This window comes from Tabrizicola caldifontis (assembly GCF_004762095.1).
Taxonomy (GTDB): domain Bacteria; phylum Pseudomonadota; class Alphaproteobacteria; order Rhodobacterales; family Rhodobacteraceae; genus Tabrizicola; species Tabrizicola caldifontis.
In genome coordinates this window covers 23257-43751 of sequence record NZ_SIJH01000019.1, presented here as the reverse complement: position 1 = coordinate 43751, position 20495 = coordinate 23257, and the positions used below count along the sequence as shown (strand labels likewise).

The window sequence follows — 20495 nt, the reverse complement described above, 5'->3', positions numbered from 1 at the left end:
CTGCGTGATGCAGTCTCCCGAATTGATTGGGGTGATCGGGCGCACGAAGGGCGGGCTGAACACGAAGTTGCACGCCGTGACCGATGCCAAGGACCGCTGGCTGCGGCTCTTCATGATGGCAGGCCAGGTCAGCGACTACACCGGCACCGCAGCCCTAATGGGCAGTTTGCCGGCCACGGAATGGCTTATCGCCGATAGGGGGTACAATGTCGACTGGTTCCGGGATGCCTTGAAAGACAAAGGGATACGCCCCTGCATCCGCGGTCGGAAGTCATGCGGAAGGGTCATCCGCTACGACAGGCGCCGCTACAAACGCCGCAAACGCATCGAGATCATGTTCGGCCGGCTGAACGACTGCGCCAGATGCCAGCTACGACAGATGCCCGAAGGCCTTCCTCTCCGCCGTCGCCCTGGCCGCAACCGTCCAGTTCTGGCTTTGAAGATCGATGAGGTTGTAGCCGAGCCACTCATCTTTGGGAAAATTCCGCTAAATCAATCAGATATGGCGGAGACGAAGGGATTCGAACCCTCGAGACCCTTTAGAGGTCTGCACCCTTAGCAGGGGTGTGCCTTCGACCACTCGGCCACGTCTCCGCCTGCCCGTTTATCGGGGCGGTGCGGCGGGGGCAAGGGGAAAGGCACGGGAAAAGGGGATGGCGGGGACAATTGTGGGCCTGCCAGGCAAGAGATGCGGTAGCACCTTTCATGATCTGATTGGATCAGGCCAGGATCGCGACTGATCTTCTCAGGCAGGTTCTGGCTGACATTGCCCCTACGCCCGATCCGGTTCCACAGGGACGCAAACCCAACCGATGGCCCAGGTGGTAAAGCGTGGCCGGTGCGCCGAGGGTCGGGTCATCGGCATTCGGAAGAAACAGGAATAAGGCGCCTTTAGGTCCGCCTGTCCCGCCGCATGTGATGCGCTTCCATGTACGGGTGCGCAGAAAAGTCGCGGCGCCCGGCAGGCCCACCGCCTTTGCAGGCCGCTGCCTGCGGCTGATCCGCATTTCAAACAAAGAGCCGATCATCCTGTCGGCAAGGGAAAGGTTGTCCCAGACCGCAAATCCGGCTGCGGGAAAGCCATCCCTTGGAACGTCGGCATATCTGCGGCCCGGATCGCCTGTCAGATCCTGCCCATGGGCAGACGTCAGGTTTGTGGATCAGCCGTTGAACAGGAAGTGCAGGACATCGCCGTCCTGGACCTCGTAGGTTTTGCCTTCCACGCGGAACTTGCCGGCTTCCTTGGCGCCTGCCTCGCCATTTCCGGCGATGTAGTCGTCGTAGGCGATGGTCTCGGCGCGTATGAAGCCCTTTTCGAAGTCGCCGTGGATCACGCCGGCCGCCTGCGGGGCAAGCGTCCCCTTGGGGATCGTCCAGGCGCGCGCCTCCTTCGGGCCGACGGTGAAATAGGTCTGCAGGCCGAGCAGCGCGTAACCCGCACGGATCAGCCGGTCGAGGCCGGGCTCGGCGAGACCCATCTCCTGCAGGAACAGCGCGGCCTCGTCTTCCGGCAACTGGGCAAGTTCCTCTTCGATCCGGGCCGAGATCACCACCGTTCCGGCGCCCTGTCTTGCCGCCATTTCTGCCACGCGGGCCGACTGCGCGTTGCCGGTGGCGGCGCTGGCTTCCTCGACGTTGCAGACGTAAAGCACGGGCTTGGCAGTCAGAAGCTGGAGCATGCGCCAGGCCTTGCGGTCATCCTCGGCAACCTTGACCGTGCGGGCCGGCCGGCCGGCCTCCAGCGCCTGCTGGGCCTGGGCCAGAAGCCGGTCCTGGTCGGCCGCCTCCTTGTCGCCGCCCTTCAGCTTGCGCGCCAGGTTCGCCCGGCGGCGTTCGATCGACTCGAGGTCTGCCAGCATGAGCTCGGTCTCGATGGTTTCGGCGTCAGCGACCGGGTCGATCCGGCCCTCGACATGGGTGATGTCACTGTCCTCGAAGCAGCGCAGCACATGGGCGATGGCATCGCATTCGCGGATGTTGGCCAGAAACTGGTTGCCCAGCCCTTCGCCTTTCGAAGCGCCGCGCACGAGACCCGCGATATCCACGAAGGTCATCCGCGCCGGGATGATCTGCTTCGACCCGGCAATCGCGGCAAGTTTCTCCAGCCGGGCATCGGGGACGGCCACCTCGCCCACGTTGGGTTCGATCGTGCAGAAGGGAAAGTTCGCCGCCTGCGCTGCCGCCGTGCGGGTCAGCGCGTTGAAGAGCGTGGACTTGCCCACGTTCGGCAGCCCGACGATGCCCATCTTGAAACCCATCATGCCCTCCATTGGCGACAGCGCGCCTTCTACGGGCGAGGCGCGACAGGATCAAGCTTGGGCGTCAGGTCAGCGCATAGTGCAGCCGCACGCAGCCGCGATCCAATGCCTTGGCGCTGATCAGCCGGGGGCTGGCGCGCAGGCCGGTCGGCGGAAAGAGCGGCGGGCCGCCGCCGATCAGTTCGGGGATGACGTAGATCTCGATCTCGTCCACGGCGCCGCGTTCCAGAAAGGCCATCTGCAACTGTCCGCCGCCGACCATCCAGACATCACCGTCGTCCAGGGCGCGCAACTCGGCGATCAGCGCGTCCACATCGCTGCGGGTTTCCAGCGGGCCGAGTGGGGCAGGGATCGGGCGCGAGGTTACCACGAAGGCGCGCTGCGCGGCATAGGGCCAGGGGGCCCTGGTCCTTTCAAGGAAATCGTAGGTTGCGCGGCCCATGACTACGGTCCGGATGCGCTTCAGGAACCGGTCGTAGCCGTGCTCGCCCAGGTCCATGTCGTTGTAGGCGAAAAGCCAGTCTAGGCTGTCATCCGCGGCAGCGACGAACCCGTCCAGACTGGCCGCGATGTAACCGAGGATGCGCGCCATGCGATTCCCTCTTGAAAATAAATAAACGCACATTTAATATTTTCGCCCATGGCAAGACACAAGAGCGTTTCCGACGGCGACCTGCTTGACCGGCTGATGCCCGCACTTGTCCGGCATGGGCCGGACGGGTTGACCCTTGCGCTGGCCGGGGCGGCAGCGGGGGTGTCTCCGGCCACGCTGGTGCAGCGGTTCCGCAGCCGCGAGGCGATGATCGAGGCGGTCCTGCTGCGAGCATGGGACCGGCTGGACGCGGCGACCGATGCGGCGGATGCCGGGGCGGCTGAAGGGGCAGAGGGTGCGATGGATCTTCTGGCAGCCCTGATGCCTCTGGATCAGGCGGAAACGGATGTGACCGAGGGCCTTCTCCTGCTGCGCGAGGATTTCCGCAACCCGGTGCTGCGAGCCCGCGGCAAGGCCTGGGGCGAGCGGCTGGCGGCGGCCCTGGGGCGCCGGCTTGACCCTGCGCCAGAAGTCGGCCTGGGCCTTGGCTGGCAGATGCTGCAGGTCTGGCAGGGGGCGCTGATCTGGTGGGCCTTCACGCGGCAGGGGACAGCGGCTGATTATGTCCAGGCCGCGCTTGGCGCCTGGTTTCGCGCAGTGGGCCTGCGATAGGGTGCCCGGCACCCATTGATTTCCCCCGCCTGCGCATGGCAGATGGAACCGGGTTTACCGGGGGATGCCATGACACGGATCGACGATACCTTCGCGCGGCTGAAGGCCGAGGGGAAGAAGGCCTTCGTCGCCTACATCATGGGTGGTGACCCCGATCAGGCGACTTCTCTGGCGGTGATGAAGGGCTTGCCTGGGGCTGGGGTGGACATCATCGAACTGGGTATGCCCTTCACCGACCCCATGGCCGATGGCCCGACGATCCAGGCTGCGGGGCAGCGCGCGCTGGAAGGCGGGATGAAGCTGGACAAGGTGCTGGCCATGGTGCGCGCCTTCCGCGAGGCGGACAAGACCACGCCGATCGTGCTGATGGGTTACTACAACCCCATCTATTCCCGCGGCGTCGCCCGCTTCCTGCACGAGGCGGTGGCAGCCGGGATAGACGGCCTGATTGTCGTTGACCTGCCGCCAGAGGAGGACGACGAACTGTGCATCCCGGCCCAGAAGGCCGGCATCAACTTCATCCGCCTTGCCACGCCCACCACCGATGACAAGCGCCTGCCCAAGGTGCTGCAGAACACCAGCGGTTTCGTCTATTATGTCTCGATCACCGGGATTACGGGGGCAGCGGCGGCGCAGGCGGCGGATGTCGCCCCCGAGGTCGCGCGGATCAAGCGCTCTACCGACCTGCCGGTGATCGTTGGTTTCGGCATCACCACGCCCGAGGCCGCGAAGGCCATCGCTTCCGTCGCCGACGGCTGTGTCGTAGGCTCGGCCATCGTGAAGGACATCGGTGCCGGCGTGCCGGTTCCCGAGGTGCTGGCCCGCGTCAAGGCCCTGTCGGATGGGGCGCATTCGGCCTGACACGCCGCGCGGCGCCGGCGTCCACCATGGGATCGGGCCCGCCGCCGGTGATGAACCCCGTTGCACGCCTTTCCTCGCCCGTGCCGAAAGGATGGACGTGACCCTGCGGCATTGGTAACACAAGCTTACCAATCCGCCGCGAGGGACCGCGCCCATGCCCGTCATCACCTGCATCGAGGATCTGAAGCGCCTGCACAGGAAGCGCACGCCGAAGATGTTCTGGGATTACTGCGAAAGCGGCAGTTACACCGAACAGACCTTTCGCGAGAATACTACCGACTTTGCGTTGCTGCGCTTCCGCCAGCGCGTGGCGCGCGACCTGTCGGGCCGCGTTCTGGAAAGCACGATGGCCGGGCAGAAGGTGACGATTCCGGTGGCTCTGGCCCCAGTGGGCTCGACCGGGATGCAGTACCCCGACGGCGAGATCCACGCCGCGCGCGCGGCTGCGAAATTCGGCGTTCCCTTTACGCTTTCCACCATGTCGATCTGTTCCATCGAGGACGTGGCCGCCCACAGCCCCGACCCGTTCTGGTTCCAGCTTTATGTGATGAAGGACGAGGATTTCGTGGACGGCGTCATCGAACGTGCCCGTGCCGCGAGGTGCAGCGCGCTGGTGCTGACGCTGGACCTTCAGATCCTCGGCCAGCGGCACAAGGATCTGAAGAATGGGCTGACCAGCCCGCCGCGGCCGACCATTCCGAACCTGATCAACATGGCGACAAAGCCGCGGTGGTCGTGGAACATGCTGAAGACACCGCGGCGGCAGTTCCGAAACATTGTCGGCCATGTGAAGAACGTCACCAGCCTTGCCGACCTGACAGCCTGGGCGAACGAACAGTTCGATCCGAAGCTCGACTGGAAGAAGGTTGCCCGCATCCGTGACCAGTGGAAGGGCAAGTTCATACTGAAGGGCGTTCTCGACCCCGAGGATGCGAGGATGGCCGCAGATGCCGGGGCCGATGCCGTCGTGGTGTCGAACCACGGCGGACGGCAGCTGGACGGGGCACTGAGCTCGATCCGAATGCTGCCGTCGATTGTCCGGGCAATCGGGGACCAGACCGAGGTATGGCTGGATTCGGGCATCCGCTCGGGCCAGGATGTGCTGAAGGCCCTGTCATTGGGCGCGAAGGGCACCATGATCGGCCGGGCCTATATCCACGGCCTCGGCGCAATGGGTGAGGCTGGTGTGACCACGGCGCTGGAGGTAATCCGCAAGGAGATGGACATCACCATGGCCCTGTGCGGCGAACGCGATGTGAAGGACATGGGGCGGCACAACCTGCTGGTGCCCGAAGATTTCGAGGGCCGCTGGGCCTGACGGATACAGGTCGTCGGCGGCCTTGCGACCGCTCGCGGCCGCTGCGAGGGCGCGTCGCAGATGCAGGACGAGCCGCCGCTTGCTTTTTGATCAAATTCTGTCGCATATACGGGCAGTATCCGAGAGACGACGCCCATGCCCGACACCCTGATCGCAGGAATCCCGCAGGACCGCCTTGCCGCCTTTGCCGCGCGCGAGGCGGCGGCCTATGCCAAGGCCCGACCGAAGGCCGCCAAGGCCCTTGCGAAGGGAGCGGGGCATTTCCTCGGCGGCGTGCCGATGCACTGGATGTCCGACTGGCCCATGCCGCACCTGCCGCTGGTCGAAAAGGCCCATGGCGCGCGGATCGAGGACATCGACGGCATCACGCTCGATGATTTCTGTCTCGGCGACACCGGGTCGATGTTTGGCCATTCGCCGCCGCCCGTGGCGAAAGCCATCCGCCACCAGGCCCGCCGCGGCCTGACCTACATGCTGCCGACCGAGACCGCGCTTGAGGCCGGGCGCCTTCTGACCGAACGGTTCGGATCCTTCCGCTGGCAGATCGCCACCACCGCAACCGATGCCAACCGCTTTGCCCTGCGCGTGGCGAGGGCCATCACGGGCAAGCCCAAGGTGCTGGTGTTCAACGGCTGCTACCACGGCACGGTGGACGACACCTTCGTCGTGCTGGAAAACGGCCGCACGGTGAACGCGCCGGGGCTCCTCGGCCAGGTCAACGACCTGTCGCAGACCGCCGTCGCCTGCGAATTCAACGACCTTGCCGGGGTCGAGGCCGCGCTGGCCAAGGGCGACGTCGCCGCTATCCTGACCGAGCCGGTGATGACCAATTCCTGCATGGTCCTGCCGCACGCGGGCTTCCACGACGGGCTGCGGCAGCTCGCGCTGAAATACGGCGCGCTCCTCATCATGGACGAGACGCATACCATCTCGTCCGGCCTCGGTGGCTATACCCGCGTCCACTCGCTGCGCCCAGACATCTTCGTCGTCGGCAAATGCGTGGCCGGCGGCATGCCCACCGCCGTCTGGGGCCTGACCGAGGAAACCGCGAAACGCTACCATGAGGCCGACGCCCGACGCGAGCCCGGCCGCACCGGCATGGGCACGACCCTCTCCGCCAACCCGATGCAGTTCGCCTGCCTCGTCGCGACCCTCGCCGAGGTGATGACGCCCGAAAACTATGCGCATATGGAGAAACTGGCCGAACGCCTCTCCGCCGGTCTGCGCAAGGCGATCGAGCGGCACGGCGCGCCCTGGCATGTGGTCCGCGTCGGCGCGCGGGTGGAATTCATCTGCGCCCCCGGCCCTCTGCGCAACGGGACCGAAGCCGCCCTCGCCCACCAGCCGCAGGTAGAGGCCGCGATCCACACCGCGCTGATCAACCGGGGCACGCTGATCGCGCCCTTCCACAACATGATGCTGATCAGCCCCGCGACGAAGAAGGCCCAGGTCGATCGCCTGATCGCCAGCTTCGACGCCATCCTCTCCGATCTTTTCCAGGCAGCCTGACCATGACCACGACCAGCCCCTCCGGCTCGACCCCCGCCGAGGCGGAAGCCTTTCTCGAAGCCCATCCCGAAATCGAGGCCTTTGACATTATCCTGCACGATGCCAACGGGATCGGGCGCGGCAAGATCATCCGGCGGCATGAGCTTTTGTCCTTTTACAACAATGGCCGCCATCTGCCGATTTCCATCCTCGGCTTGGACATCTGCGGCGAGGACGTGCACGAAACGGGTCTGATCTGGGACCAGGGCGACGGCGACCTGCGCGCCTGGCCGATTCCGGGCACGCTGAAGGCCCTGCACAACACCCAGCCCCCGCGCGGTGAGGTGTTCATGTCGATGTACACCCTCGACGGCGCGCCGATGACCTCGGACCCGCGCCACGCCCTGCAACGTCAGGTCGATGCGCTGGCGTCCGAAGGGCTGCATCCGGCCGGGGCCTTCGAACTGGAATTCTTCCTGCTTGACCCCGAACGCGGCCCCGACGGCAAGATGCAACCCGCCCGCGACGTTCTGGATGGCCGGGTCAGCCGCAAGACCGAGGTCTATTCGGTCGATCACCTGCATGGAATGCTGCCCCTTTTCAGCGACATCTACGCCGGGGCCGAGAAGGCGGGGATCAAGGCCGAAACACTGATCTCGGAATATGCCCCCGGGCAGTATGAACTGACGCTGCACTACCGCACCGATGTGATGCAGGCCGCCGACGACCTGATGCGGCTGAAGCGCATCGTCCGGGCGCAGGCACGGGCGCATGGCGTCGTCGCCTGCTTCATGGCCAAGCCGAACGAGAACTACGCCGGTTCCGGGATGCATTTCCACGTCTCACTGCTGGATGACGCAGGGAAGAACGTCTTCGTGGAAGCGGAAGAGGGCAAGTGGAACCCGACGATCCTGCACGCGCTGGGCGGGCTGAAAAGCACCATGGGCGAAAGCATGCTGGTCTTCGCGCCTCATGCGAACTCCTGGCGCCGGTTCGCGAACCAGTCCTACGCGCCGGTCAGCCCGACCTGGGGGGTCAACAACCGTTCGGTCGCCCTGCGCATCCCGGCAGGCGACATCAGGGCCCGGCGGATCGAGCATCGCCCGGCCGGGGTTGATGCCAACCCCTATCTGGTGGCCGCAACCGTGTTGGCCGGCATCCGTCACGGGCTGACGAACAGGATCGACCCCGGCCCCGAAACCACCGGCAACGGCTATGAGGACGAAAGCAGCGCCGAGATTCCGGCCGACTGGAAGTCGGCGATCGAGGCGGCGAAACGGTCGGCTTTCCTGAGGGACGCCCTGGGCGAGGACATGCACCGCACCTTCACAGCGATCAAGGCGGCGGAATACCAGCGTGTGATGCGCACAGTCAGCGAAGTCGATTTCGACCTCTACCTGCACACGGTCTGACGCTGGCCATCCGGCGTCCAGCCGGCTAGGCTGCCTGCCACCCCGGGAGAGCTTGGCAATGACGACCGCCTTTTACACCGATGAACGCTGCTTCTGGCATGGCGGCGGCAACTATGCCTTTACCCTTCCGGTCGGCGGCCTGGTCCAGCCGATGCCCGGCGGTCTGCCGGAAAACCCCGAAACCAAGCGGCGGCTGAAGAACCTGGTTGATGTGACAGGCCTTTGCCACCACCTCGACATGCGCAGCGCCGGTCCGGCCAGCGACGCCGACCTGCTGCGTGTTCACCCCGAAAGCTATCTTGCGGCCTTCAGGGAACTGTCGGATGCGGGCGGGGGAGAGCTGGGCCTGCGCACGCCCTTCGGCAAGGGCGGGTATGAGATCGCGGCCCTGTCGGCGGGTCTGGCCAAGGCGGCGTTGCGGGCGGTCCTGCGGGGCGAGGTCGCCAATGCCTATGCGCTCTCGCGCCCGCCGGGGCATCATTGTACCGCCGATTTCCCAAATGGTTTCTGCCTGCTGAACAACATCGCGGTGGCGATCCGGGCAGCGCAGGCCGAAGGGCTTGTGCGTCGTGTCGCGGTTGTCGACTGGGATGTGCATCACGGCAACGGGACCGAGGCCATCTTCTGGAACGACCCGGACGTGCTGACGATCAGCCTGCATCAGGATCGGAACTACCCCTTGGACACCGGCGGCATCGAGGCGACGGGAGGTCCGGAAGCACCCGGCAGCAACATCAACCTGCCGCTGCCTCCCGGCTGCGGCCATGCCGCCTATCTCTTTGCGATGGAGCGGGTGGTCCTTCCCGCCCTGCATCGTTTCAGGCCCGAGGTGCTCATTGTCGCTTGCGGCTTCGATGCGGCGGCGGTCGATCCGCTGGGCCGGATGCTTTGCACGGCCGAAACCTTCCGTCTGATGACCCGCCAGATGATGCAGGCCGCAGCGGCGCTGTGCGACGGGCGGCTGGTTCTGGTACATGAGGGCGGCTATTCCGAGGTCTATGTCCCGTTCTGTGGCCACGCCGTGCTGGAAGAACTGAGCGCCGCCCCCGTCAGTGCCCCCGATCCTCTTGCGCCGGTGCTGGAGAAACGCCAGCCCGACGCCCGCTTCGATGCCTTTGCGCGCGGGTGGATCGAAGACGCTGCCGGCGCCTTAGGGGTCTGATTGCGCGGAATACCGATTTGCGTGCCTAACGCCCGCTTGTGCAACTGCAACCCTTCGTCGGGCCCGACGCGAGGACTGACGCCATCATCGACGAGCCGCGGACCCGGCCTTGCCGAACGGGTGCAGGTTCTGGCATCCCCCAATGGTCCAGGCTAGGCTCCGGCGCGATGCGAACCGACAGGACCGCCATGCCCACCCGCAACGATGCAGCCCTTGCCTTTCTGAAAGCCCGCCGCTCACGGCCGGCGAAGCTGTTCACCTATCCGGTCCCGGATCGTGACCAGCTGACCGAAATCCTGACCGCCGCCACACGCGTCCCCGATCATGGCAAGCTTGAACCCTGGCGACTGATCGTGCTGCGGGGGGCAGCCTTCGCGCGGCTGGCCAATCTGGCCGAAGAACGGGCGGGGGAACTGGGCGGTGATGCCGAGATGGTGGCCAAGGGTCGCGGCCAGTATGACCTTGGCAAGCTGGCCGTGGTGGTGATCTCATCGCCTAGACCTTCGCCCAAGATCCCGGCAGTGGAACAGCTGATGTCCGCTGCCGCGCTGTGCTTCGGCATCGTCAATGCAGCCGAGGCCGCGGGCTGGGGGGCCTGCTGGCTGACTGGCTGGCCGGCGCACGACCCCGTCTTCGCGGCCCGCGCCTTCGGCTGCGTCGAAGGGGAAACCGTTGCAGGGATCGTCCATATCGGCACCCCGCCCGCGGATGGCCCGGACCGCCCCCGTCCCGATCTCGGGCGTATCGTGACATGGGTCGAGGCGTGATCCTCTCCTCCTTCCTGCGTGCGGTGGGGCAGCTGGGCGACAAGCGTTTCCGCCGGGTGGTGCTGCTTGGTATCCTGCTGGCGCTGGCGCTTCTCGTGGCAGTCTATGCGGGGTTCCTGCAGGTCATCTGGTGGCTGACCCCGGACAGCGTCGAGGTACCGTTCGTCGGCCCGGTGACCGGGATCGAGACACTTCTGGGATGGACCTCGCTGTTGGTCATGCTGGGGCTGTCGATCTTTCTGATGGTGCCGGTCGCCGCGGCCTTCAGCGGGCTGTTCCTGGAAGACGTGGCCCAGGCCGTCGAAGACCGGCATTACCCGCAACTGCCGCCCGCCCTGGCGCCCGGCTGGGGCGAGGCGCTGCGCCAGTCGGTGAACTTCCTCGGAATCTTGATCGCGGTGAATGTGGTGGCGATCTTCGCCTATCCGCTGGCAGGGCCCTTCGTGCCGGTCCTGTTCTGGGTCGTGAACGGCTTTCTGCTGGGCCGCGAATATTTCACCCTGGTCGCGCTGCGCCGCCTGCCGGTGGCCGAGGTCCGGGCAATGCGGCGGCGCAACGGGATCAGGATCTGGATCGCCGGCACCCTGATGGCCGCACCGCTGTCGATCCCGATCCTCAACCTCGTGATCCCGGTTCTAGGCGTGGCGACCTTCACGCATCTGTTCCATCGCATGGTCTCCGACGGGCGGTAACCTTGGGTTCCGAGCAGGGTTTTCAGCCTTGCTCGCCCAAAGCTGAAGTCTGGTGATCGCAGCCAGATGCCGTTGGGGGTGACCATCCTCGTGAAAGTTCACCCCCTGGCTGCCGAGCCCTGGTGAGCCTGCGGGTCCAGCGGTGGGCGTTGGGCGGTCTTGGCCATGGCCGCGCTGCCCCTTTCCCCCGTGCGCCGTCTGTGCCAGTTTCGCCCGATGACCGACGCAATCCAGCACTTCCAAGCTGCAGACGGGGCGCGCCTTGCCTTCCGGGATGAAGGCGAGGGCCTGCCGCTGCTGTGCCTGCCGGGCCTTACCCGGTCGATGGCCGATTTCGACTACCTGATCCCGCACCTGCCGCCCCTGCGGCTTATCCGGATGGACTACCGGGGCAGGGGTGCCAGCGACTGGACCGGTGCCGCGACCTATTCTGTCGAGCAGGAGGCGAAGGACGTGCAGGCGCTGCTTGACCACCTGGGCGTGGCAAGGGCGGCGATCCTGGGAACCTCGCGCGGCGGGTTGATCGGAATGCTGCTAGGCGCGGTGGCATCCGATCGGGTTCTGGGACTTTGCCTCAACGATGTCGGACCCGAGATCGCCCGCGAAGGGCTGCTGCGGATATTTGACTACGTCGGTCGCAATCCTGCCGGCAAGACCTTTCAGGGCCTTGCCGAGCGTCTGGCCCAGACCCCGGGCTTCGACGGGGTGCCGATGACCAGATGGCTGGCCGAGGCGCGCAAGCATGCCATCGAAACGCCGGAAGGCCTGCGCATCACCTACGATCCTGCGCTGCGCGACGCGTTCCTTGCCGCCTTCGACGGTCCGCCCGCCGACCTGTGGCCCCTTTTCGATGCGCTTGCAGGGTTGCCGCTTGCGCTGATCCGCGGCGCGAATTCCGACCTTCTCACCGCCGCGACGGTCCGCAAGATGCGCGCCCGCCGCCCCGACATGATGTTTGCCGAGGTGCCGGGCCGCGCGCATATTCCCTTCCTCGACGAACCGGAGGCGGTAGCCCTTATCCGGTCGTTCGTGGCAAGCCTGCAATGACCGACATCGCGCTGATCGACGCCGCGGCTGAACGCCTTGCCGGCCACATCCGGCGCACACCGCTTCTGCACGCCCCGCTGCTTGACCGGATTGCCGGTCGCAAGGTGTTTGTGAAGGCCGAGTGCCTGCAGGTGACCGGTAGTTTCAAGGCAAGGGGCGGCTGGGCCGCCCTGTCCGCGCTGGACAGCAGGGCGCGGGCACGCGGGGTGATCGCCGATTCCTCGGGAAACCACGCCCAGGGGGTTGCGCGCGCGGCGGCATGTCTGTGCAGCCCCTGCGTGATCCTGATGCCTGCAGACGCCCCTGCCGTGAAGATCGGCAACACCCGCGCTTATGGCGCGGAGGTCGTGCTCTACGACCGCGCCCGCGAAGATCGCGACGCGCTGGGTGCCGCCATTGCAGCCGAGCGTGGTCTTGCCCTGATCAAGCCGTTTGATGACCCGCAGGTGATTGCCGGGCAGGGCACTGTTGGGCTGGAAATCGCCGAGCAGGCGGCCGAGGCCGGTCTTGCCGGGGCCGATGTGCTGGTCTGTTGCGGGGGCGGGGGCCTTGCGTCCGGCATTGCACTGGCGTTTGAAGCTCGGGCGCCTGAGCTGCGGGTGCGGACCGTGGAACCCGACGGCTTCGATGACATGGCGCGGTCGCTGTCCACCGGCCGGCGTCAGCGGAACCCGACCGCGGGCGGATCGCTCTGCGATGCGATCCTCACACCTGCGCCCGGCGCGCTGACCCTGCCGATCCTTTCCCGCCTGGCCGGCCCCGGTCTGGTCGTCAGCGACGAGCAGGCGCTGCAAGCGATGGCGCTGGCCTTTGCCCATCTGCACATCGTCCTGGAGCCCGGTGGCGCCGTCGCTCTGGCTGCGGCCCTTTTCCAGCCAGACCTGTCAGAGACGGTGATCGCGGTCGCCACTGGCGGAAATGTCGATCCTGCCGTCTTTGCCATGGCGCTGAAGCGGTTCGCCTGATGCTGGTCTGGCTGAACGATCTGCGGCTGAATGCCGAACTGACCGGGCCAGAAAACGCCCCGCCGCTTGTGCTTATCCACGGCCTCGGCCTGGATCGGCGGCTCTGGGACGGGCTGCTGCCGCATCTGCCGACACGTACATTATGGCTGGACCTGCGCGGTCACGGTCTGTCGGACAGCCCCGCGCCGCCGTACACCCTAGGCATGCTGATCCGCGATGTCGAACGGCTGATGGACCACTTTGCCATCAGGGATGCGGTCGTGCTGGGTGCGGGGGAGGGGGGGCTACTGGCCCAGGGTCTGGCCGTGAAGCGCCTCGACCTTGTGCGTGCCCTGGTGCTGACAGGGTCAGCCACCCGTTTTGCCACGCCCGCAACCTGGCAGGCCCGGATCGCCCGCTTGCGCTCGGTCGGCCCTGACCTTGATGCCGAATGTGCAGCCCTGCTGGGGCCGCGCTGGCGCACCTCTCCGGTGGTCGAGCCCGCGCGCGCGATGCTTTCCGACACGCGACCAGAGGGCTGGCAGGGCCTCGCCGCAGCCGTGGCGACGGCCGATCTATACCAGACGACTGCCACGCTGACCCTGCCAACGCTGGTGCTTGCCGGCGGTGACGACCGCAAGACACCGCCCGACATGCAGCGCGAACTTGCCGAGCTTATCGCAGGTTCTTCCTTTCAACTGTTGCGCGGGGGCAGCCACCTGTCGATGCTCAGCCAGCCTGACCCCTTTGCCCAGGTGCTGCTCGGCTTTCTGACCCGGATCGGACATGTCTGACCTGCTTCTGGTTCACGGCACCTGCCATGGAGCCTGGTGCTTCGACAGGCTGCTGCCCGAACTTGCCAGACTTGGCGTCGGGGCCCGCGCCATCGACCTGCCCGGCCGGGACGGCAGCCCCACGACGCTTGATGCCTATGCGCAAGCCATCCTTGCCGCCGCTACACCCGGCACGGTTCTGGTCGGCCACTCGGCCGGAGGCTACGCCATCACCGCGGCGGCCGAGACCGATCCCTCGCGCTTTGCAGGCCTGGTCTACCTGTGCGCCTATCTTCCATTTGCGGGCCAGACCCTTGCCGACATGCGGCGCGCCGGCCCCTCGCAGCCCCTGCTGCCGGCCATACGGATGGCCGAGGACAGGCAGAGCTTCACCATCGATCCGGGCCTTGCCCCGGCGGCTTTCTACCAGGACTGCAGCGACGATGTCGCGGCCGATGCCGTTGCCCGCCTCTGCCCGCAGCCCGTGCTGCCGCAGCAGACGCCGCTCTGGCCACGGTCGACGCAGCTGATGCCAAGGCATTACATCATTTGCGAAAGTGATCAGACCATACCGCCTGAATATCAGGCGCGCATGGCTGCAATCCTGCCGGCAGGCTGCATCCACAGGCTGCAGTCGGGGCATTCGCCATTTCTGTCGATGCCGGGACGGCTGGCCGCATTGCTGGCGGAAATCGCAGGCTCCATCACGGATCCGGTTGGCTGACATGACAGGCCTCAGCCCTTGCGGGCGCAAACCGCAAGGGTCACGCACGGTCGATCCTCTCGGGCCCAATCGCTGGCGACGCATTTCTGTCGCTTTCAGAACGGCGGGGTGGATCGTCCTTCCCTAGCCTTCCGGACAGCAAGCCGGGGGCCACGGGCGGTATGTGTCATGTCCCGGGGCAATGCGGGTCAGGCAGGGGTGTGCGCATGAGACTGAGGGATCTTGAAATCTTCGTAGTTGCCCCGCCCTTTCCCGGCTGGGGCGGGCGCTATTGGATCTTCCCGAAGCTGATCACCGACAGCGGCATCGTTGGCTATGGCGAATGCTACGCCTCGACCGTCGGACCGAAGGCGATGCGCGCCGTGATCGAGGACGTGTTCGAACGCCACATGCAGGGCGAGAACCCGGAAAACATCGAACTGATGTTCCGCCGCGCCTATTCGGCGGGCTTCACCCAGCGCCCCGACCCAACGGTGATGGGCGCCTTCGCGGGGTTGGAGATCGCCTGCTGGGACATCCTGGGCAAGGCGCGCAATCGCCCGGTCTGGGCACTGCTAGGCGGGCGGATGAACGACCGGATCCGCAGCTATACCTACCTTTACCCCGAGCCCGGGAAGGAATCGGCTGAATTCTGGGTCGATCCCGACGCCGCCGCCGAGGCCGCGGTGCGGTTCATGAACGCGGGCTTCACCGCGGTGAAGTTCGACCCGGCCGGGCCCTACACGATCCGCGGCGGGCACGAACCGGCGATGTCGGACATCACCCGGTCGGTCGCCTTCTGCAAGGCGATCCGCGCGGCGGTGGGCGACCGGGTGGACCTTCTGTTCGGGACGCATGGCCAGTTCTCCACGCCCGGTGCGATCCGGCTGGGGCGGGAGCTGGAACCCTACAACCCGCTCTGGTACGAAGAGCCGATCCCGCCCGACAACCTGCTGGAATTCGCCGAGGTGGCGAAATCGGTCCGCGTGCCGCTGGCCACCGGCGAACGGCTGACCACCAAGGCGGAATTCGGCACCCTCCTGCGCGCCGGTGGCGTCAAGATCCTGCAACCGGCGCTGGGCCGGGTCGGCGGGATCTGGGAGGCGAAGAAGATCGCCGCCATGGCCGAGGTCTTCAACGCCCAGATGGCACCGCACCTTTACGCCGGCCCTGTCGAATGGGCGGCCAACATCCACCTGTCGGCCTCGATACCGAACCTTCTCATCGCCGAGACGATCGAAACCGGCGGCACCTTCCACCAGAAGCTGATCCGCAACTCGATCCGCTGGGAGGACGGCTACATCCTGCCGCCCGAGGCCCCGGGGCTGGGGATCGAGTTCGACGAGGAGGTGGCCCGCGCCCATCCCTTCACCGGCACGGGCCTGCATCTGCAGATGCAGGAAGCGCCCTGCGACTATCGCCACGGCAACCGCTTCGAGGGCGGGGCGCCTTCATCGCCGACCTGACCATCCATCTTATGGCACTGCCGGCGGAGGGGGCTTGATGCCCTCGACGGCGGCGGCCTGCGGGAAAGTGGCGGGCCCAGAAGGACTCGAACCCTCAACCTCGGACTTAGAAGGTCCTTGCTCTATCCAGTTGAGCTATGAGCCCGCGCCGCGCCCTTTTGCGGCATGGCAAGGGATCAGGCAAGCACCTTCGTCATGAATATCGAATTCGGATCGTCCCAATAGCCCTCGAAGGGCGGGCATTCGATGAACCCCGCCCAGGCATAAAGCGCGCGGGCAGCCACGAAGGTCGGCTGCACTCCGGTTTCAAGGCTAAGACGGGTGAAACCGTCTTTCCTGGCCTCGGCGATCAGATGGTCGAGCATCGCCTTCGACAAGCCGCGGCCCCGGGCTTCGGCCAGCACATGCATCGATTTGATCTCTGCGTGCGTCGCGTCAATCCGCTTGAAGGCTCCCATGGCCAGCGGAACGCCATCCTCGCGCAGCACGAAGAACCGGATCCCCGGTGCGGCAAGTGCGCCCTTGTCCATCATGTGGATCGATTCAGGCGGCGTATCTGCATGCATGTCCGCCGTATGCCGCTCGAAAAGCAGCGCGAGGTCGGGGGTCAGCGGGTGTTCCTCGGCGATAATGGCGGGCATTCAATGCGTCCAGGCACCCCGGCGGTCGGTGGCGAAGTTTTCACCATAGCCGCGCGGACGGATCACAGGCTTGCGCGGCTTGGGGTCCACCACGTCGGCTTCGATTCCGTGTTCGGCTGCATAGGACAGGGCCGCCTCGCGGGTGTCGAAACGCAGCCGCACCTGGGTCTGAGTGTCGCCTGACGAGGTCCAGCCCATCAGAGGATCGACCTCGCGCGCCGTGGCGGGCGCGAATTCCAGTACCCATTGATGGGTCTTGGCGGTCCCCGACTGCATCGCGGTCTTGGCGGGCTGGTAGATGCGGGCACGCATTTTCGGTCCTCCGGCAGATGGCCCCCGTTATTCCCAAGCTTCGCGGAAAGCGCAAGGGTCCGCAAAGGGCTGCCGGTCGGCCCCGGGGAGTGTGGGTGGTGTGTGGAAAGGGGCCAACCGGCAGCTTCAGTTGCTGCTTGCCGTGTCAGGTTGCCCGACCCCGGGCGATGTTGCAACCGTGGGATGTCGCGCGGGGCAGAAAATAACCAAAAGTTGATCTGCAGCCTATGCCGTCTGCTCCAGCCGCAGGATCAGATAGCGATTGAACCGTCTGAATGCCTGGGCGTTGCGGTCGGTTCCGGTCAGGCGTCGCATCAGGTTCGCCCGGCGCTTCTTCGACAGGAACAGGCCGATGAAGCGGCCCAGTGTCCAGTGCGCGGCAGGCTTCTTCGCGCGGATCTCGTCCGAGACCCTGGTCACGGCGTGCCCGATCACGTTGAACAACTGCTGTTCCAGGTCGATCGAAGGGGCGACAGCGTCGGTGATGTCCTCCTCGGCCGCCACACGGAAGGCAGAACGGTTCAGCGCCTCACGAAAGGCAGCCAGAGGATGGCCACCGCCCGGCTGCGGGCCATGCGCCTGCCGGCCCTTGTAGGCCTCGGTGCGGAAACAGTCGGCGACAAGCACCTGCCCGCCCGGTGCCAGCAGGGCGGCGCACTTCGGCAGACTTTCGGCCAGCGGAATGTACTGAAAGCTTTCGGAAAACAGGCACAGGTCGAACGGTCCCGTGCCTGTGAAGTCTTCAAATGTGCATTCATGCACCACAGCACCCGGCGCGTTCTTGCGGCAGCGCTGGGCTAGAAAGGCAGAGGGCACGACGATCTGCACCTCATGTCCCAGATCAATCAGCTTTCGTGCCGTTTCGCCCGCGCCGCCGCCGATATCCAGAATGCGCAAGCGACCTTCGGGAAGATAACCGAACAGCTTGGCCGTATAGGCCTCCTGCGCGGCCTTCAGGTTGCCGGCGGTGACGTCAAGGCCCGTCCAAAACCCGTAGTGCAGGTTTTCGGCCCCGGTCAGCCAGCGGATGAAGGCCAGCCCCACATCAAGCCCCACCGCGCGCGAGTCGATCTTTTCTGCCATCAAGCACCTCTTCCGGTCTGCCTTAGCGGCTTGACCTTCCCTGGGCAACCTTGGCCTTCGGATTGGCGCTTGTCCGGGAACAAGAACGGATCAAATCTGTTGCGTCCCGTGACTTCCCCCGGAAAGGCTCGCAGCATGCCGCACAACAATTCCAACGCGATCACCGAGCGCCCGGATGTCCTGACGAAGCCCAAGCTGGAGGGCGGCCGCCGTTTCGTCATGCAGACGCCCTTCCAGCCGGCGGGTGACCAGCCGACCGCGATTGCCGAGTTGACCAAGGGCATCCTGTCGGGCGAACGCAACCAGGTGCTTCTGGGTGCGACCGGCACCGGCAAGACCTTTACCATGGCCAAGGTGATCGAGGCCACCCAGCGCCCGGCGATCATCCTGGCGCCCAACAAGACGCTTGCCGCGCAATTATACGGGGAATTCAAGGGCTTCTTCCCCGACAACGCGGTGGAATACTTCGTTTCCTACTACGACTACTACCAGCCCGAGGCCTATGTGCCGCGGACCGACACCTATATCGAGAAGGAAAGCCAGATCAACGAACAGATCGACCGGATGCGCCATTCGGCGACCCGGGCGCTTCTGGAGCGCGACGACGTGATCATCGTCGCCTCGGTCAGCTGCATCTACGGCATCGGCTCGGTCGAGACCTATTCGGCGATGACGCAGGATCTGATCGTCGGCCAGCTTTATGACCAGCGCAAGGTGATGGCCGATCTGGTGGCGCAGCAGTATCGCCGGCTGGACGGCGCCTTCCAGCGCGGCGCCTTCCGGGTGCGGGGCGACAGCCTGGAGGTCTGGCCGGCCCACCTCGAGGACCGCGCCTGGCGGTTCAGCTTCTTTGGCGAAGAGCTGGAGGCGATCACCGAATTCGACCCGCTCACCGGTGCCAGGACCGACAGCTTCAAGCAGATCCGCATCTACGCCAACAGCCACTACGTCACCCCGCGCCCGACGTTGCAACAGGCGATCAAGGGGATCAGGGAGGAGTTGTTCCACCGGCTCAAGCAGTTGCAGTCCGAGGGCAAGCTGCTGGAAGCGCAACGGCTGGAACAGCGCACCAACTTCGACCTCGAGATGCTGGAGGCGACAGGGTCCTGCGCGGGGATCGAGAACTATTCCCGCTACCTCACCGGGCGCGCGCCGGGCGAGCCGCCGCCGACCCTGTTCGAATTCATCCCCGACAACGCCATCGTCTTTGCCGACGAAAGCCACGTCAGCGTGCCGCAGATCGGCGGCATGTATCGCGGCGACTTCCGGCGCAAGTTCACGCTGGCCGAACACGGCTTCCGGCTGCCTTCCTGCATGGACAACCGCCCGCTGAAGTTCGAGGAATGGGACGCGATGCGCCCGCAGTCGATCTTCGTCTCGGCCACCCCCGCCGCCTGGGAGCTGGAACAGACCGGCGGTGTCTTCACCGAACAGGTGATCCGCCCCACGGGCCTTCTGGACCCCGTGGTCGAAATCCGCCCCGTCGAGATGCAGGTGGACGATCTTCTGGACGAGATCCGCAAGGTCTCGGCCCGCGGCCTGCGGACCCTTGTCACGGTGCTGACCAAGCGCATGGCCGAGGACCTGACGGATTACCTGCACGAACAGGGCATACGGGTGCGCTACATGCATTCCGACATCGACACGATCGAACGCATCGAGATCCTGCGCGACCTGAGGCTGGGGGCCTTTGACGTTCTGGTGGGTATCAACCTGCTGCGCGAGGGGCTGGACATCCCGGAATGCGGCCTCGTGGCGATCCTGGATGCGGACAAGGAAGGCTTCCTGCGGTCCGAGACGAGCCTCATCCAGACCATCGGCCGCGCCGCACGGAACGCGGAAGGCCGGGTCATCATGTATGCCGACCGAATCACCGGCAGCATGGAACGGGCACTGGCTGAAACCAACCGGCGCCGCGAAAAGCAGATGGCCTACAACCTGGCGCACGGGATCACGCCCGAGACGGTGAAAAAGAACGTCGAGGACGTGCTGGCGGGCCTCTGGCAGGGCGACACGGACCAGACCCGGATCACGACAAAGGTGGAAAAGCCGATGGTCGGCCAGAACCTGGCAGCCCACCTCGACGCGCTGCGCACCCAGATGCGCAAGGCGGCCGAGAACCTGGAGTTCGAGGAGGCCGCGCGGCTGCGCGACGAGATCAAGCGGCTGGAAGCGGTGGAACTGGCCATCGCCGACGATCCCTTTGCCCGGCAGGAGGTGATCGAGGAGGCGGTGGAAGAGGCCGTGAAGCGCAGTGGTCGGTCCACCGCCGGACGGGCAGGCCAGCGCGGCGGAAAGCGCAGCCGTGGCGGTCGCTGAGGTCCGGCGTACGCTGCGTCATGGGTTGCGGTCTGCCGGCCCGGA

General features: G+C 65.8%; 19 protein-coding genes, 2 tRNA genes and 1 pseudogene. 15 read left to right on the top strand and 7 right to left on the bottom strand.

Annotation, left to right across the window (positions count from 1 at the left end; all coding sequences use genetic code 11):
* Positions 1–31: 31 nt before the first annotated feature.
* Positions 32–440 (top strand): annotated as a pseudogene (locus tag EYB42_RS15305) (IS5 family transposase); the annotation flags it as partial.
* A gap of 63 nt (positions 441–503) precedes the next feature.
* On the opposite strand, the gene EYB42_RS15300 reads toward EYB42_RS15305, so the two are convergent.
* From EYB42_RS15300 to EYB42_RS15290, 3 genes are all read right to left on the bottom strand, one after another.
* Positions 504–594 (bottom strand) — tRNA-Ser (locus EYB42_RS15300).
* Positions 595–1160: 566 nt separating this feature from the next.
* Positions 1161–2258 carry a redox-regulated ATPase YchF gene (gene ychF / locus EYB42_RS15295; RefSeq protein ID WP_135450997.1) on the bottom strand — a complete coding sequence of 366 codons (1098 nt, stop codon included), beginning with the start codon at positions 2256–2258 and terminating at the stop codon, positions 1161–1163.
* Positions 2259–2322: 64 nt separating this feature from the next.
* Positions 2323–2850 carry a dihydrofolate reductase family protein gene (locus EYB42_RS15290; RefSeq protein WP_135450996.1) on the bottom strand — a complete coding sequence of 176 codons (528 nt, stop codon included), beginning with the start codon at positions 2848–2850 and terminating at the stop codon, positions 2323–2325.
* A 48-nt stretch (positions 2851–2898) separates the two neighbouring features.
* On the opposite strand from EYB42_RS15290, the gene EYB42_RS15285 reads away from it, so the two are divergent.
* The 13 genes from EYB42_RS15285 (at position 2899) to EYB42_RS15225 (ending at position 16095) form a co-directional block, all read left to right on the top strand.
* Complete coding sequence (locus tag EYB42_RS15285) at positions 2899–3462, top strand: TetR family transcriptional regulator (RefSeq protein WP_135450995.1); 564 nt, start codon at positions 2899–2901, stop codon at positions 3460–3462.
* Positions 3463–3531: 69 nt separating this feature from the next.
* Positions 3532–4323 carry a tryptophan synthase subunit alpha gene (gene trpA / locus EYB42_RS15280; RefSeq protein ID WP_135450994.1) on the top strand — a complete coding sequence of 264 codons (792 nt, stop codon included), beginning with the start codon at positions 3532–3534 and terminating at the stop codon, positions 4321–4323.
* 154 nt (positions 4324–4477) lie between these two features.
* A complete protein-coding gene (locus EYB42_RS15275) occupies positions 4478–5641 on the top strand; it encodes an alpha-hydroxy acid oxidase (RefSeq protein WP_135450993.1) in 1164 nt (387 codons plus the stop codon).
* Between the two features lie 135 nt (positions 5642–5776).
* A complete protein-coding gene (locus EYB42_RS15270) occupies positions 5777–7150 on the top strand; it encodes an aspartate aminotransferase family protein (RefSeq protein ID WP_135450992.1) in 1374 nt (457 codons plus the stop codon).
* A 2-nt stretch (positions 7151–7152) separates the two neighbouring features.
* Positions 7153–8541, top strand: coding sequence for a glutamine synthetase family protein (locus tag EYB42_RS15265; protein ID WP_135450991.1), 1389 nt, complete (start codon positions 7153–7155; stop codon positions 8539–8541).
* A 58-nt stretch (positions 8542–8599) separates the two neighbouring features.
* A complete protein-coding gene (locus tag EYB42_RS15260; RefSeq protein WP_135450990.1) occupies positions 8600–9703 on the top strand; it encodes a class II histone deacetylase in 1104 nt (367 codons plus the stop codon).
* Between the two features lie 188 nt (positions 9704–9891).
* Positions 9892–10470, top strand: a complete 579-nt coding sequence (locus EYB42_RS15255) for a nitroreductase family protein (RefSeq protein ID WP_135450989.1) — start codon at positions 9892–9894, stop codon at positions 10468–10470.
* Positions 10470–11162: an EI24 domain-containing protein gene (locus EYB42_RS15250; RefSeq protein WP_135451002.1), complete on the top strand. Its 693-nt coding sequence runs from the start codon at positions 10470–10472 to the stop codon at positions 11160–11162. The genes EYB42_RS15255 and EYB42_RS15250 overlap by 1 nt, the downstream gene beginning before the upstream one ends.
* Positions 11163–11378: 216 nt before the next feature.
* Positions 11379–12209: an alpha/beta fold hydrolase gene (locus tag EYB42_RS15245; RefSeq protein WP_135450988.1), complete on the top strand. Its 831-nt coding sequence runs from the start codon at positions 11379–11381 to the stop codon at positions 12207–12209.
* The gene (locus tag EYB42_RS15240) at positions 12206–13174 is read left to right on the top strand and encodes a threonine ammonia-lyase (protein ID WP_135450987.1); all 969 of its coding nucleotides are present in this window, start codon (positions 12206–12208) and stop codon (positions 13172–13174) included. The genes EYB42_RS15245 and EYB42_RS15240 overlap by 4 nt, the downstream gene beginning before the upstream one ends.
* Entirely contained in the window at positions 13174–13947 is a 774-nt protein-coding gene (locus EYB42_RS15235) for an alpha/beta fold hydrolase (RefSeq protein ID WP_240784210.1), read from the top strand. The genes EYB42_RS15240 and EYB42_RS15235 overlap by 1 nt, the downstream gene beginning before the upstream one ends.
* Positions 13940–14650 (top strand): alpha/beta fold hydrolase, encoded by a 711-nt coding sequence (locus EYB42_RS15230; RefSeq protein ID WP_135450985.1) that lies wholly within the window; start codon positions 13940–13942, stop codon positions 14648–14650. The genes EYB42_RS15235 and EYB42_RS15230 overlap by 8 nt, the downstream gene beginning before the upstream one ends.
* Positions 14651–14856: 206 nt before the next feature.
* The gene (locus tag EYB42_RS15225; RefSeq protein WP_135450984.1) at positions 14857–16095 is read left to right on the top strand and encodes a mandelate racemase/muconate lactonizing enzyme family protein; all 1239 of its coding nucleotides are present in this window, start codon (positions 14857–14859) and stop codon (positions 16093–16095) included.
* A 68-nt stretch (positions 16096–16163) separates the two neighbouring features.
* Here the strand turns inward: EYB42_RS15225 and EYB42_RS15220 are convergent.
* The 4 genes from EYB42_RS15220 to EYB42_RS15205 form a co-directional block, all read right to left on the bottom strand.
* Positions 16164–16240: transfer RNA gene (locus tag EYB42_RS15220), tRNA-Arg, on the bottom strand.
* Positions 16241–16271: 31 nt separating this feature from the next.
* Complete coding sequence (locus EYB42_RS15215) at positions 16272–16736, bottom strand: GNAT family N-acetyltransferase (protein ID WP_135450983.1); 465 nt, start codon at positions 16734–16736, stop codon at positions 16272–16274.
* Complete coding sequence (locus EYB42_RS15210; protein WP_135450982.1) at positions 16737–17048, bottom strand: ETC complex I subunit; 312 nt, start codon at positions 17046–17048, stop codon at positions 16737–16739.
* A 225-nt stretch (positions 17049–17273) separates the two neighbouring features.
* Positions 17274–18131 carry a class I SAM-dependent methyltransferase gene (locus EYB42_RS15205; RefSeq protein ID WP_240784208.1) on the bottom strand — a complete coding sequence of 286 codons (858 nt, stop codon included), beginning with the start codon at positions 18129–18131 and terminating at the stop codon, positions 17274–17276.
* 135 nt (positions 18132–18266) lie between these two features.
* Here EYB42_RS15205 and uvrB point away from each other — a divergent pair, with 135 nt between their 5' ends.
* Complete coding sequence (uvrB, locus tag EYB42_RS15200; protein ID WP_135450980.1) at positions 18267–20450, top strand: excinuclease ABC subunit UvrB; 2184 nt, start codon at positions 18267–18269, stop codon at positions 20448–20450.
* The last annotated feature ends 45 nt before the right edge of the window (positions 20451–20495 follow it).